Source organism: Streptomyces sp. NPDC051310 (assembly GCF_044455245.1).
Classification (GTDB): domain Bacteria; phylum Actinomycetota; class Actinomycetes; order Streptomycetales; family Streptomycetaceae; genus Streptomyces.
The window spans coordinates 50,700-64,415 of the sequence record NZ_JBITEO010000025.1 but is presented as its reverse complement, the minus strand read 5'-3'; the positions used below and the strand labels follow the sequence as shown (position 1 = coordinate 64,415).

11 protein-coding genes are annotated in these 13,716 nt (G+C 74.0%); 10 read left to right on the top strand and 1 reads right to left on the bottom strand.

Annotated elements, in window-relative coordinates; genetic code table 11:
- Positions 1-9: 9 nt before the first annotated feature.
- Positions 10-2,793 carry a SpoIIE family protein phosphatase gene (locus ACIA79_RS28635; RefSeq protein WP_399431256.1) on the bottom strand — a complete coding sequence of 928 codons (2,784 nt, stop codon included), beginning with the start codon at positions 2,791-2,793 and terminating at the stop codon, positions 10-12.
- A gap of 212 nt (positions 2,794-3,005) precedes the next feature.
- On the opposite strand from ACIA79_RS28635, the gene ACIA79_RS28630 reads away from it, so the two are divergent.
- The 10 genes from ACIA79_RS28630 to ACIA79_RS28585 all read left to right on the top strand — a co-directional run bounded on the left by ACIA79_RS28630 (position 3,006) and on the right by ACIA79_RS28585 (position 13,648).
- Positions 3,006-4,058, top strand: coding sequence for a glycoside hydrolase family 5 protein (locus ACIA79_RS28630; RefSeq protein ID WP_399431255.1), 1,053 nt, complete (start codon positions 3,006-3,008; stop codon positions 4,056-4,058).
- A 283-nt stretch (positions 4,059-4,341) separates the two neighbouring features.
- Complete coding sequence (locus ACIA79_RS28625; protein ID WP_399431254.1) at positions 4,342-5,097, top strand: PIG-L deacetylase family protein; 756 nt, start codon at positions 4,342-4,344, stop codon at positions 5,095-5,097.
- Positions 5,098-5,240: 143 nt separating this feature from the next.
- Positions 5,241-6,218, top strand: coding sequence for an NADPH:quinone oxidoreductase family protein (locus ACIA79_RS28620; RefSeq protein ID WP_399431253.1), 978 nt, complete (start codon positions 5,241-5,243; stop codon positions 6,216-6,218).
- Entirely contained in the window at positions 6,215-7,396 is a 1,182-nt protein-coding gene (locus ACIA79_RS28615; protein WP_399431251.1) for an acyl-CoA dehydrogenase family protein, read from the top strand. The genes ACIA79_RS28620 and ACIA79_RS28615 overlap by 4 nt, the downstream gene beginning before the upstream one ends.
- A complete protein-coding gene (locus ACIA79_RS28610) occupies positions 7,375-8,472 on the top strand; it encodes an acyl-CoA dehydrogenase family protein (RefSeq protein WP_399431250.1) in 1,098 nt (365 codons plus the stop codon). Before ACIA79_RS28615 ends, ACIA79_RS28610 begins: the two co-directional genes overlap by 22 nt.
- Positions 8,473-8,560: 88 nt before the next feature.
- Positions 8,561-10,156 (top strand): ABC transporter substrate-binding protein, encoded by a 1,596-nt coding sequence (locus ACIA79_RS28605; protein ID WP_399431249.1) that lies wholly within the window; start codon positions 8,561-8,563, stop codon positions 10,154-10,156.
- Between the two features lie 38 nt (positions 10,157-10,194).
- Positions 10,195-11,160 (top strand): ABC transporter permease, encoded by a 966-nt coding sequence (locus ACIA79_RS28600; protein WP_399431297.1) that lies wholly within the window; start codon positions 10,195-10,197, stop codon positions 11,158-11,160.
- Positions 11,153-12,052 carry an ABC transporter permease gene (locus ACIA79_RS28595; RefSeq protein WP_399431248.1) on the top strand — a complete coding sequence of 300 codons (900 nt, stop codon included), beginning with the start codon at positions 11,153-11,155 and terminating at the stop codon, positions 12,050-12,052. Before ACIA79_RS28600 ends, ACIA79_RS28595 begins: the two co-directional genes overlap by 8 nt.
- Positions 12,049-12,993 (top strand): ABC transporter ATP-binding protein, encoded by a 945-nt coding sequence (locus tag ACIA79_RS28590; protein ID WP_399431247.1) that lies wholly within the window; start codon positions 12,049-12,051, stop codon positions 12,991-12,993. Before ACIA79_RS28595 ends, ACIA79_RS28590 begins: the two co-directional genes overlap by 4 nt.
- The gene (locus ACIA79_RS28585) at positions 12,986-13,648 is read left to right on the top strand and encodes an ABC transporter ATP-binding protein (RefSeq protein WP_399431246.1); all 663 of its coding nucleotides are present in this window, start codon (positions 12,986-12,988) and stop codon (positions 13,646-13,648) included. The genes ACIA79_RS28590 and ACIA79_RS28585 overlap by 8 nt, the downstream gene beginning before the upstream one ends.
- Positions 13,649-13,716 lie beyond the last annotated feature (68 nt).

Genomic DNA, 13,716 nt, shown 5'->3' with positions numbered 1-13,716 from the left:
CCCCACGGGTCACCACGACAGGTCGTCCAGCAGCAGGCCGGCCACCGGCTGCGGCTCGCCGGTCAGGGGCTGCTCGGTCCACATCACCTTCCCGGTCGGCGTGTACCGGGTTCCCCACCGCCCCGCGAACTGGGACACCAGGTACAGCCCGCGCCCGCCCTCGTCCGTCGTGGCGGCGCGCCGCAGGTGCGGGGAGGTGCTGCTGCCGTCGGACACCTCGCAGATCAGGTGGCGCTCGCGCAGCAGCCGTACGTGGATCGGCTCGGAGCCGTAGCGGATCGCGTTGGTGATCAGCTCGCTGAGCATCAGCTCCGTGGTGAAGCCGATGTCCCCCAGGCCCCACGCCTCCAGTTGCCGGCCGCACGCGGCGCGTACGGGAGCGACGGCCGAGGGGTCGGCGGGGACGTCCCAGTCCGCGACCCGGCCGGGGTCCAGCAGACGGGTCCGCGCCACCAGCAGCGCGATGTCGTCCCTGCGGTGCGGGGGCAGCATCGCGCCGAACACGGCTCGGCAGGTCTCCTCCGCCGTCCGGTTCCCCTGGTCGGCCAGCGTGTCGCGCAGCAGGCGCAGCCCGGTGTCGACGTCCCGCTCGCGGTGCTCGATGAGGCCGTCGGTGTACAGCACCAGGCGGCTGCCCTCGGGCAGGTGCAGTTCGGCCGTCTCGAACGGCCCGCCGCCGAGCCCCAGTGGCGGGAAGACGGGCACCTTGGGGAAATCCACGCTTCCGTCGGGCAGGACGAGCGCCGGGGCGAAGTGGCCGGCGGTCGCCACGCAGCAGTGGCCCGAGACCGGGTCGTAGATGGCGTACAGGCAGGTGGCGCCCGTGATGCCGTCCCCACCGCCGTCGCCCTCCTCCTGGTCGATGCGGGAGACCAACTCGTCCAGGTGGCCCAGCAGCTCGTCCGGCGGCAGGTCGAGGGCCGAGAAGTTGTGCACGGCCGTGCGCAGCCGCCCCATCGTGGCGGCCGCGTGCAGTCCGTGCCCCACGACGTCGCCCACGACGAGCGCGACCCGCGCCCCGGGCAGCGGAATGACGTCGAACCAGTCGCCACCCACCCCGGCCTGGGCCGGCAGGTAGCGGTAGGCGACCTCCAGCCCCTCCTGCTCGGGCAGCACCCGCGGCAGCAGGCTGCGCTGCAGCGTGACGGCCATGGTGTGCTCGCGGGTGAAGCGGCGGGCGTTGTCGATGGCCACGGCGGCGCGGGCGGCCAGCTCCTCGGCGAAGGCCAAGTCCTCCTCCTCGAAGCGTTCCGCGCGCTCCGAACGCCAGAAGTTGGCCATCCCCATGACGACACCACGCGCCTGCAGCGGCACGGCGATCAGCGAGTGGATGCCGTACGCCATCGCCTCGTCGGCACCGTCGGGGTCCTGGGCGCGCCAGCCGTGCGCCACCGTCAGGTCCGCCTCCAGCACCGCGTGCCCGCTCGCCAGCGCCGCCGCCATCGGCGTGGTCGGGTCGTCGAACCGGATCCGGTCGCCCACCGGCTGGAGCGGCGGATCCGCGCGGATGCCGCTCAGGGCGGCGCGCCGCATCTGCGTGTGCTCCTCCGTCGGCTCCTCACCGCGCAGCACCGGGTCCAGCAGCTCCACGCTGACGAAGTCGGCGAACCGCGGGACCGCCACCTCCGAGAGCTCCTCGGCGGTCCGCTGCACGTCCAGCGTCGTACCGATCCGCACCCCGGCCTCGTACAGCAGCTTCAGCCGCTCGCGCGCCACCTCGGCCGTGCCCGACAGGGCCCGCAGTTCGGTGGTGTCCCGGAGCGTGGCGACCGTGCCGGAGGCCCCGCCGTACGGGGCGGTGTGCCGCGTGTTGACGGCGAGCAGCCGGTCGGCCGCCAGGTGGACCTCGTCGGTGACGGTGCGGCCGGAGGCCAGCAGTTCGGCGACGTCCTCGTCCAGGCCCAGCTCGGTGACGTGCCGGCCCTCGGCGTCGGCGGGCAGTTCGAGGAGCCTGCGCGCCTCGTCGTTGGCGAGGGTCAGCCGGCCGTCGCCGCCGACGAGGAGCACGCCTTCGCGCACCGCGTGCAGCACCGCGTTGTGGTGCTCGTACATCCGGGTCATCTCGGTGGGGCCGAGTCCGTGCGTCTGCCGCCGCAGGCGCCTGCTCACCAGCGCCGAGCTGCCGACGGCCAGGGCCAGGGCGGCGGCGCCGGAGCCCAGCAGGATGGGCAGGTGGCGGTCCACCGCTTCCCCGACGTTCTCGATGGCCACCCCGGCGGCCACGAGGCCGACGAGGTCGCCGTCGGGGTCGCGGACGGGGACCACGGCCCGCGCCGCGTCGTTCGGGGCGCCCTCGAAGATCTCCGCGAACGCCGTTCCCGCGGTGGCCCGTTCGACGCCCTCGGCGCGCTTGCCGATCAGCGTCCGGTCGGTGTCCACGAGCCGGGTGCCGTCCGGCGCCATCACCGCCATGAAGTCGACGCCGGAGCCGAGGCGGGCGTCGTCGACGTGGCGCTGGAGGGCGGCCGCCGGATCGGGCGACACCAGCGCCCCGGCGGTACCCGGGGCGTCCGCGAAGGATTCGGCGGCGGCGAGCGAACGGCTCTTGGCCTCCTGTTCGCTGTCCCGCCGGGTCTGGAACGTCACCGCGACCACCGCGGCCGAGATCAGCAGCACCGCCACCAGGACCTGGAGCAGGAGCACCTGGCCCGCGACGCTGCGCGCGCCCAGGAGCGGTCGGAGACCGTGGTCCTCGTCGGGCGGGCCGGGACGTCCGTCGCGGTCACCGTGTCCGGACCGGCCGGCGAAGGGGCGGCCCGACGCGTGCCTGGATCGTCCGGAACGTCCACTCATGCACCATTTCTAGCACCGGATCCCTGGGGGCAGCGACCGCGTGGAGACCGCCTGAAGCGCCGATGTGCCTCCGGATCGACCCTCCCGTCTTCCCTCCGTCTTTTGTCATGACCCTTGCTGGGCGGGGCGTGCCCTGCTATTCATCACTCCAGGAAAGTTAGGAAAGTTTCCTTCCAGTCTCACGCTCCGTCAATGGCATTGGAGACCCCCACATGAGACGGATCCTTCTCCTCCCCGTGCTCCTCGCGGCCCTGCTGCTCGGGCTCGCCCAGCCGCCCTCGCCCGCTTTGGACACCGCCGCGGTCCAGCGCGCGCAGGAGCTCCGTACCCCGGTCGCGGCCAACGGCCGGCTCCGGGTCTGCGGCACCAGGCTCTGCAACCAGCACGGCGTCCCGATCCAGCTGCGCGGCATGTCCACGCACGGTCTGCAGTGGTACGGCCGGTGCCTGACCGGCGGATCGCTCGACGCCCTGGCCCAGGACTGGAAGGCCGACGTCCTGCGCATCTCGATGTACATCCAGGAAGGCGGCTACGAGACCGACCCGCGCAAGTACACCGACATGGTGCACTCCCTCATCGAGCAGGCGACCGCACGCGGCCTGTACGCCATCGTCGACTGGCACATGCTGAGCCCCGGCGACCCGCACCACAACCTCGCCCGCGCCAAGACCTTCTTCACCGAGATCGCCCGGCGCCACCGCGCCAAGAACAACCTGCTGTACGAGATCGCCAACGAACCCAGCGGCGTCGGCTGGTCCCGCATCCGGAGCTATGCCGAACAGCTCATCCCCGTCATCCGCGCCGAGGACCCCGGCACCCCGGTGCTCGTCGGCACGCGCGCGTGGTCGTCGTTCGGCGTCTCCGAGGGCTCCGACGAGCGGGAGGTCGTGGCCGCGCCGGTGCGCGCCGCCAACATCATGTACACCTTCCACTTCTATGCCGCCTCGCACCGCGACGAGTACCTCGCCACCCTCTCCAGGGCGGCCGACAAGCTCCCCGTCTTCGTCACCGAGTTCGGCACCCAGGACTACGCGGGGGAGGGTGCCGACGACTTCGCCATGGCGCAGCGCTACCTCGACCTGATGGCGAGCAAGAAGATCAGTTGGTCCAACTGGAACTTCTCCGACGACCACCGCTCCGGCGCCGTCTTCCGCAGCGGCACCTGCGCCGCCGGCGGTCCCTGGGCCGGCACAGGCTCCCTGAAGCCCGCCGGTGTGTGGGTGCGCGAGCGGATCAGATCCGCCGACGCCTTCGGCGACCGCTGACCGGATGCCCCCGCCGCGTGTGCCGCACCGCCGTGTGGGCCGCACCGGCGGGGGCCTCCGCGGCGAGTACGGGCTTCCGCGGCTGAGGGGCTTCCGCGGCGAGTACGGGCTTCCGCGGCGACTCGGGGAGGGGGCGCAGCCACGGCGGCGTCCGTGCGGGCGGCCCGAGGTCCTGACCCGCCGGCCCGCGCCGGTGGCGCGGCCGAGCGGCCCCGGGACGGGTCGGCGAACTCCCCGCCCGATACGGCCGCGGAGTCGATCATCACGCCCGTATCCTGCGGCCATGACCGATCACCTGACCGATCGACCGACCGACCAGCTCCAGCCGATGCCCGAGGACTGGCAGCGGGCCCTCGCGGTCGTCGCCCACCCCGACGACCTCGAATACGGCTGCTCCGCGGCCGTCGCCGCCTGGACCGACGCCGGCCGCGAGGTCGTCTACCTCCTCGCCACACGCGGCGAGGCCGGCATCGACGGCATCGACCCCGCCACCTGCGGCCCCCTGCGGGAGCGGGAGCAGCGGGCCGGCGCCGCGGTCGTCGGCGTCCCGGTGGTGGAGTTCCTCGACCACCGCGACGGGGTCGTCGAGTACGGGCTCGCGCTGCGCCGGGACATCGCCGCCGCGATCCGCCGCCACCGCCCGGAACTCGTCATCACGCTCAACCACCGCGACACCTGGGGCGGCGTCGCCTGGAACACCCCCGACCACGTCGCGGTCGGCCGCGCCACCCTCGACGCGGCGGCGGACGCGGGCAACCGCTGGATCTTCCCCGAGCTCGCCGAGCAGGGCCTCGAACCGTGGAACGGCGTCCGCTGGGTGGCCGTCGCCGGATCCTCCGCCCCGACCCACGCCGTCGACGCGACCCCCGGTCTGGAGCGCGCCGTGCGCTCGCTGCTGGAGCACCGCGCTTACATCGAGGGCCTGACGGACCAGGACCCGGAGGAGTACTGCCGCTCCTTCCTCACCGGCAACGCCCAGGCCGCGGCCGCGCGCTTCGGCGGCCGCCCCGCCGTGACCTTCGAGCTCTTCAGCCGCTGACGCCGGGCCCGCCGCGCGCCCGTACGAGCGGACGGGCCCCGGAGACCCTGCCGGTCTCCGGGGCCCGCCTCTTCCCCGCCGGGCAAGCGACCGCTTAGTATGCTGCCCAAGGTGGTTCTGCCCGACCCTTGTGGAGGCCCTCGATGCAGGCATGGCGCGTACACCGCAACGGCGAGCCGAGCGAGGTGATGCGGCTCGAAGAGGTGGACCGGCCCGTGCCCGGCGACGGGCAGCTCCTGCTGCGGGTCACGGCCGCGAACATCAACTTCCCGGACGCGCTGCTGTGCCGCGGCCACTACCAGGTGCGCCCGCCCCTCCCCTTCACCCCCGGCGTGGAGATCTGCGGCGAGACGGAGGACGGCCGCCGCGTGATCGCCACGCCCGCCCTGCCGTACGGCGGGCTCGCCGAGTACGTCGTCGCCGACGGCGCCGCGGTCCTGCCCGCGCCCGACGCCCTCGACGACGCCGAAGCCGCGGCCCTGCACATCGGCTACCAGACCGGCTGGTTCGGGCTGCACCGCCGGGCCGGCCTCAAGGAGGGCGAGACGCTCCTCGTCCACGCCGCCGCGGGCGGCGTCGGCAGCGCCGCCGTCCAGCTCGGCAAGGCGGCAGGCGCGCGGGTCATCGGAGTCGTGGGCGGCGCCGAGAAGGCCGCCGTCGCACGCGAACTCGGCTGCGACCTGGTCGTCGACCGGCGTACCGAGGACATCGTCGCGGCCGTCAAGGAGGCCACCGGCGGCCGGGGCGCCGACGTCGTCTACGACCCGGTCGGCGGCGACGCGTACGCCAAGTCCGCCAAGTGCGTGGCCTTCGAGGGCCGGATCGTCGTGGTCGGCTTCGCCAGCGGCGACATCCCGGCCCCCGCCCTCAACCACGCGCTGGTGAAGAACTACTCGATCGTCGGCCTGCACTGGGGCCTGTACAACCAGTTCGACCCCGAAGCCGTCCGCCGCTGCCACGACACGCTCACCGCGTACGCCGCCAAGGGCCTCATCAAGCCGCTGATCAGCGAGCGTGTCGCCTTCGAGGACGCGCCGGCCGCGGTCCAGCGCGTCGCCGACGGCACCACCACCGGCCGCCTGGTCGTCCTCCCGGCCGCCACGGAAGGAGCAGCACGATGACCGACGCCGGTGAACTGCGCCGCCGCACCCAGGAGTTGCTGGCCGCGCACCCTCCCGCCACCACCGGCCGCACGGACTTCCTCACGGCCCGGTTCGACGCCGGTCTCGCCTGGGTCCACTACCCGGTCGGCCTCGGCGGGCTCGACGCCCCCCGCGCCCTCCAGGCCGTCGTCGACGCCGAACTGGAGGCCGCCGGAGCCCCCGACAACGACCCGCGCCGCATCGGGATCGGCCTCGGCATGGCGGCCCCGACGATCCTCGCCTACGGCACCGAGGAGCAGAAGCGGCGCTTCCTGCGCCCCCTGTGGGTGGGGGAGGAGGTGTGGTGCCAGCTGTTCAGCGAACCCGGCGCCGGCTCCGACCTCGCCGCCCTGGGCACCCGCGCCGTGCGCGACGGGGAGGACTGGGTGGTCAACGGCCAGAAGGTCTGGACGTCCAGCGCCCACGTGGCCCGCTGGGCGATCCTCATCGCCCGCACCGACCCGGACGCCCCCAAGCACCGCGGCATCACGTACTTCCTGTGCGACATGACCGACCCGGGCGTCGAGGTGCGGCCGCTGCGCCAGATCACCGGCGAGGCCGAGTTCAACGAGGTGTTCCTCACCGACGTGCGCATCCCCGACGCCCACCGCCTCGGCGGGATCGGCGACGGCTGGAAGGTCGCCCAGACCACCCTCATGAACGAGCGGGTCTCGATCGGCGGCGCCCGCATCCCCCGCGAGGGCGGCATGATCGGCCCGGTCTCGCGGACCTGGCGCGAACGTCCCGAACTGCGCACCCACGACCTCCACCAGCGCCTGCTCGACCTGTGGGTGGACGCCGAGGTCGCCCGGCTCACCGGCGAACGGCTGCGCCAGCAGCTCGTGGCGGGCCAGCCCGGCCCCGAGGGCAGCGGGATGAAGCTCGCCTTCGCCCGCCTCAACCAGGAGATCAGCGGCCTGGAGGTCGAACTCCTCGGCGAGGAAGGGCTGCTGTACGACGACTGGACCATGCGCCGCCCCGAGCTGGTCGACTTCACCGGCCGGGACGCCGGCTACCGCTACCTGCGCTCCAAGGGCAACTCCATCGAGGGCGGTACCAGCGAGGTGCTCCTGAACATCGTCGCCGAGCGCGTCCTCGGCCTGCCCGCCGAGCCGCGCACCGACAAGGACGTCGCATGGAAGGACCTGGCGCGATGACCGACCTGCTCTACTCCGAGGCGGAGAGCGACCTGCGGGCCGCCGTGCGCTCCCTGCTCACCGGCCGCGCCGCCCCCGCGGAGCTGCCCGGCCGCATCGAGCGCGACACCGCGTACGACCCCGCCCTCTGGCAGGCGCTCGCCACCGGCATGGGCGCGGCCGGGCTCCTCGTCCCCGAGAAGCTCGGCGGCCAGGGCGCGACCCACCGCGAGGCGGCCGTCGTGCTGGAGGAACTCGGCCGCGCGGTGACACCGGTCCCGTACCTCACCAGCTCCGTCGTCGCGACCGAGGCGCTGCTCGCCCTGGACGCGAGCCGGGCCGCCGCCGACCTGCTCGGCGAGCTCGCCGGCGGCCGCCGGACCGCCGTGCTCGCCGTGCCGCTCTCCGCCGGCCCCGGGCACGAGCCGGCGACCGCCGGTACCGTCACCGGCGTGGCGGACGCCGCCCGCGCCGACGTGCTGCTCGTGGTGCGGCCCGACGGGCTGTACGCGGTCGACGCCGCCGACGCGTCCATCGCGCCGCAGACCCCGCTGGACCTGACCCGCCCCCTCGCCGCCGTGACCGCCGGCGACGCCGGAACCCGGCTCGCCGACGCCGGCGCCGCCCGCGCGGCGGTGCACCGCGGGCTGCTCGCCGGTGCCGGACTGCTCGCCTCCGAGCAGCTCGGCCTGGCCGAGTGGTGCCTGGAGGAGACGGTCCGCCACACCCGCGAGCGCCACCAGTTCAACCGCCCGGTCGGCTCCTTCCAGGCGCTCAAGCACCGCATGGCGCAGCTGTGGCTCCAGGTCGTGCACGCCCGCGCCGCCGCCCGCAACGCCGCCGACGCGCTCGCCACCGGCAGCGGCGACGCCCCGGTCGCCGTGGCCGTCGCCCAGGTGTACTGCTCACGGGTGGCCGTCCGCGCGGCGGAGGAGTGCGTCCAGCTGCACGGCGGCATCGGTATGACCTGGGAGCACCCCGCGCATCTCCACCTCAAGCGCGCCAAGGCCGACCAGGCCGCGCTGGGGGCGGCGGGACAGCACAAGGCGGCGCTCGCCGAGCTGGTGGACCTCCCCGGGCCCCGGGCCGGCTCGTAAGGACCGCGGTAGGAACCCACCCCTCTACATGCGGTTTAATTGCGAATCGTTCGCAACAACAGCCGATCTTCACGAGGGGTGTGGAACCATGACCGCCCGATCCATACGCGGCATGGCCGCCGCGACGATGGCCGGGGCCCTGGCCCTCACCGCGGCGGCCTGCTCGAACCCCGGCTCCGGCGGCAGCGGCCACGGCGCCGGCGACAGCGCGGTCGTCGGCATCGCCTACGAACCCGAGACGCTCAGCCCCCTCCTCGGCTACGGCAAGGACGGCAACTCCAAGATCTTCGACGGGCTGCTCGCCTTCGACGGCGACATGAAGCTCCAGCCCGCCCTCGCGGCCGCGCTGCCCGAGGTGAGCGCGGACGGCCTGACGTACACGTACAAGCTCCGCAAGGGCGTTACCTTCAGCGACGGCAAGCCGTTCAGCGCCAAGGACGTCGTCTTCACCTACCGCACCATCCTCGACAAGAAGACCAACAACCCGTCCAAGACCGAGCTCGACGCCCTGAAGGACGTCAGGGCGGCCGGGGACGACACGGTCGTCTTCACGCTCAAGTACCCCTACGCGCCCTTCGCCGAGCGCACGGTCCTCGCCATCGCCCCCGAGCACGTCGCGGCGAAGCAGGACGTCAACTCCGGTCCCTTCACCACCAAGCCCATCGGCACCGGCCCCTACGTCCTCACCGGCTGGTCCAAGGGCGAGAAGATCAGCTTCAAGGCCAACCCGCGCTACTGGGGCGGCGCGCCGAAGGTGAAGAAGTTCACCATGGCGATCATCAAGGACGACGACGTCCGCGCCACCCGCCTGCGCTCCGGCGACCTCGACGGCGCGATCCTGCCGCCCAACCTCGCCAAGGGGTTCAGGAACGACGGCGACAAGAAGACGTACGAGGCCACGACCTACGACTACCGCACCGTGACCCTGCCGACGCACCACAAGGTCACCGGTGACACCGCGATCCGCCGCGCCCTCGACATCGCCGTCGACCGCGAGGCCATGGTCGACAACATCCTCGAAGGCGCCGGCAAGCCCGCCTACGGACCCGTCCCCACGGACAGCGAGTGGTTCACCCGGGGCACCGAGCGCCGCCACGACCTGGCCGCGGCGGAGAAGATCCTCGACGACGCCGGCTGGAGGCGCGGCCCGGACGGCATCCGCACCAAGGACGGCGTCCGCGCGGCCTTCCCGCTCTGGTACCTCTCCGGCGACAAGCTCCGCCAGGACCACGCCCTCGCCTACGCCTCCGATGCCAAGAAGGCCGGCATCGACATCCGCACCCAGGCCGGCACCTGGGAGGTCATCGAACCGCGCATGAAGCACGACGCGGTCCTCGCGGGCGGCGGATCGCCCGGCGACCCCGACTTCGACCAGTACCAGCTGCTCAAGTCCTCCCTCGGCGGCGACGGCTTCAACAACATGGCGTGGTACGACAACCCCGCCGTCGACAAGGCCCTCGACGACGGCCGGAAGACCGACGACAAGGCGGCCCGCAAGGCGGCCTACGACACCATCCAGCGCGAACTGGTGAAGAACCCCGGCTACACCTTCCTCACCCACATCGACCACGTGTACGTCGTCGGCGACGCCTGGGACGGGCTGTCCACGCAGGTCGAGCCGCACGACCACGGCCTCGCCGCCGGCCCGTGGTGGAACGTCGAGAAGTGGACGCCCAAGAAGTGACCGCCGCACCAGCAGGCCGCCGCCTCCCCTGGGGGGCGATGGCCCGGATGGCGGGACGGCGGGCCCTGTTCGCCGTCCCCGTCCTCCTCGTGGTGACCTTCGGCGTCTTCGCCGTCGCCGCCGCGTCCCCCTTCGACCCCGTCAAGGCGTACGCCGGCACCGCCGGGCTCACCGCCTCCCAGGAGAACCTCGACCAGCTCCGCGCCAACCTCGGCGCCGACCAGCCGCTCGTCCCGCGCTGGTGGAACTGGCTCACCGACGCCGTCACCGGTGACCTCGGCGACTCCAGCGTCATGCGCCAGCCCGTCGCCGACGTCATCGGCGAGCGCATCGGGTGGTCCGTGCTGCTCGCGGCCACCGCCTTCGCCGTCGCCGTCCTGCTCGGCACCGCCCTCGGCGTGCTGGCCGCACGGCGGCAGGGCGGCTGGCTCGACCGGTGCGTCAGCTCCGCCGCCTACACCCTGGAAGCCGCACCGGCCTTCTGGCTCGGACTGCTCGCCATCTGGTTCTTCGCCCTGGAGCTCGACGTGCTGCCGGCCGGCGGCCTGACCGACACGGCCAGCGACACCGTGACCGCCGGCCAGGTCGCCACCCACCTGGTGCTCCCCGCGCTGGTCCTCGGCATCTCCCAGCTGCCCTGGTTCTTCCTGTACGTGCGCCAGGGCGTCGCCCGCGCGCTCGACGAGGACCCGGTCCGCGGCGCCCGCGCGCGCGGGCTGCGCGGACGCACCGTCCTGCTCGGACACGCCCTGCGCTCCGGGATGCTGCCGATGCTCACCCTCATCGGCTCCCGCGTCCCCGAACTCATCACCGGCGCGCTGCTCGTGGAGACCGTCTTCAGCTGGCCGGGCATCGCGGCCGCGACCGTCCAGGCCGCCACCTCCGTCGACTTCCCGCTGCTCGCCGCACTGACCGTGCTGGCCACCGCGGCGGTGCTGCTCGGCAACCTGCTCTCCGACCTGCTGTACGGACTGGCCGACCCGAGGGTGGGATTCGATGGCTGAGACCGCCTTCCCCGGGGGAAACTCCCGCACTCCCGTCACCTGGACGTCCCGCGGACGCACCCGCCGCTCCACCCGCACCGTCCGCGTGCGCGTCTCCGCGGCCGTCGTCGCGGCGGTCGTCCTCGCCGTGCTCGTCGTACCGCCGCTGGTCCAGCTCGACCAGCAAGCCGTGGACCTGTCGCTGAAGCTGCGGCCGCCGTCCCCCGCACACCCCTTCGGCACCGACGACGTGGGCCGCGACCTGCTGCTGCGCTGCGTCTACGGCCTGCGCGTCTCGCTCCTCGTCGGGCTCGTCGCGGCACTCGTCGCCACCGTCATCGGCACCGCCGTGGGCGCGGCGGCCGCGGCCCTCGGCGGCTGGACCGACCGGCTCGTCATGCGGCTCGTCGACACCTTCGCCTCCGTGCCGCACCTCCTGCTCGGCATCTTCATCGTGGCCATGTTCCGCCCCGGCGTGTGGCCCGTCATCGTGTCCGTCGCGCTCACGCACTGGCTGTCCACGGCCCGGATCGTCCGCTCCGAGGTGCTGTCGCTGCGCTCCCGCCCGTACATCGACGCGGCCGTCTCCGGCGGCGCCTCCCGGTGGCGGGTCACCGTCCGCCATCTGCTGCCCGCGGTACTGCCGCAGGCCGGGCTGGCCGCCGTGCTCATGGTGCCGCACGCCATGTGGCACGAGTCCGCCCTGTCCTTCCTGGGCCTCGGCCTGCCCGCCCACCAGGCCAGCCTCGGCAACCTGGTGCAGACGGCGCGCGGCTCGCTCCTCGCCGGCGACTGGTGGCCCACGCTCTTCCCCGGCCTGTTCCTGATCATCCCGACCCTCGCCATCGCGGGCCTGGCCGGCGCCTGGCGGGAACGGCTCGACCCGCGCCGCCGATCGGAGCTGATGCTGTGAGCCCCGTCCTCTCCGTACGCGACCTCTCCGTACGCTTCGACCTGCGCGGCGGCCGGCACATCGCGGCCGTCAGCGACGCGAGCTTCGACCTGGCGGCGGGGGAGTGCCTGGCCCTCGTCGGTGAGAGCGGCTGCGGGAAGTCCGTCCTCGCCTCCGCGCTGCTCGGCCTGCTGCCCGGCAACGCCCGCACCGCCGGCACGGCCGTCATCGACGGCATCGACCTGCTGTCGGCGGACGAGCGCACCCTCGCCCGCACGGTCCGCGGACGGCGCGTCGGACTCGTCCCGCAGTCCCCGGCCGCGCACCTGACACCCGTCCGGACCGTGCGCGCCCACCTGGAGGAGACCCTGCGCGAGCTGACCGGCACGCCCCGCTCCGGCCTGCGCGCGGCGGCCGAGGCGGCGGCCGGCCGGGCCTCGTTCCCCGCCGGGCTCCTCGACCACTACCCGCACGAGCTGTCCGGCGGCCAGGCGCAGCGCGCCGCCACCGCTCTCGCGCTCGTCGGCGACGCGCCCCTGCTGCTCGCCGACGAGCCGACCACCGGCCTCGACCGCGACCTGGTCGACCGCACGGCCGACGAACTGCGCCGCCACGCCGACGGCGGCCGCGCCCTGCTGCTGATCACCCACGACCTGACGGCGGCCGAGCGGATCGCCGACCGGGTCGCCGTGATGTACGCCGGCCGCATCGTGGAAGTCGCCCCCGCCGACCGCTTCTTCGGCACCCCCGGACCCCGGCACCCCTACGCCCGCGGCCTGCTCGCCGCCCTGCCGGAACGCGACTTCACCCCCATCCCCGGCATGCCCCCCGAACTCGGCGCCCTGCCCGACGGCTGCGCCTTCGCCCCCCGCTGCGACCGCGCGACCGACGCCTGCGGCACGCCCCCGCGCCTGGAGGACGGTGTCGCCTGCCACCACAGCGAGGAGCCCGCCCGTGCTTGAACTCGACACCGTCACCGCCGGGTACGACCCCCGCAGACCCGTCGTCCGCGGCGCCTCGCTGACCGTCCGGCCGGGCGAGGCCGTCGGTCTGCTCGGCCCCAGCGGCTGCGGCAAGTCCACCCTCGCTCGGGTCGCCGCGCTGCTGCACCGCCCGGACGCGGGCCGGGTGACCGTGGACGGCGCAGAGGTACGCGGCTGGCGCCACCGCGCTCCGCGGGAGCTGCGCACCGCGATCGGCGTCGTCTTCCAGCAGCCCCGCCTCGCCGCCGACCCGCGGCTGGCGCTGCGCGACCTGATCGCCGAGCCGCTGCGCGCGACCGGGCGCCGCGCCGGGGCCACCGGCCGGACGGCCGAGCTCGCCGGCGCGGTGGGCCTCACCGACGACCTGCTGGGCCGCCGCCCGCACGAGGTCAGCGACGGCCAGCTCCAGCGCGCCTGCCTCGCCCGCGCCCTGGTGCTGCGCCCCCGCTGGCTGATCTGCGACGAGATGACCGCCATGCTCGACGCCTCGACGACCGCCGCCCTGGTCGCCGTCGTCGAGGCGTACCGCCGCGAGAGCGGCGCCGGCCTCCTGGCCGTCGGCCACGACCGGGTCCTGCTGGAACGCTGGTGCGACCGCACCACCGAGTGGGACGCGTGCGTCCGTACGCCGTGAAACCGGTCGACGGGCGCGGTCCCGTCCCCGTACGAGCGAACCGGGTGTGAGCCCTGGGGAACCGGGCA

Coding starts and splice junctions, on each gene's coding strand:
- ACIA79_RS28630 (WP_399431255.1), top strand. CDS start 3,006: ATGAGACGGATCCTTCTCCTCCCCGTGCTCCTCGCGGCCCTGCTGCTC.
- ACIA79_RS28635 (WP_399431256.1), bottom strand. CDS start 2,793: ATGAGTGGACGTTCCGGACGATCCAGGCACGCGTCGGGCCGCCCCTTC.
- ACIA79_RS28610 (WP_399431250.1), top strand. CDS start 7,375: ATGGAAGGACCTGGCGCGATGACCGACCTGCTCTACTCCGAGGCGGAG.
- ACIA79_RS28625 (WP_399431254.1), top strand. CDS start 4,342: ATGACCGATCACCTGACCGATCGACCGACCGACCAGCTCCAGCCGATG.
- ACIA79_RS28620 (WP_399431253.1), top strand. CDS start 5,241: ATGCAGGCATGGCGCGTACACCGCAACGGCGAGCCGAGCGAGGTGATG.
- ACIA79_RS28595 (WP_399431248.1), top strand. CDS start 11,153: ATGGCTGAGACCGCCTTCCCCGGGGGAAACTCCCGCACTCCCGTCACC.
- ACIA79_RS28605 (WP_399431249.1), top strand. CDS start 8,561: ATGACCGCCCGATCCATACGCGGCATGGCCGCCGCGACGATGGCCGGG.
- ACIA79_RS28600 (WP_399431297.1), top strand. CDS start 10,195: ATGGCCCGGATGGCGGGACGGCGGGCCCTGTTCGCCGTCCCCGTCCTC.
- ACIA79_RS28615 (WP_399431251.1), top strand. CDS start 6,215: ATGACCGACGCCGGTGAACTGCGCCGCCGCACCCAGGAGTTGCTGGCC.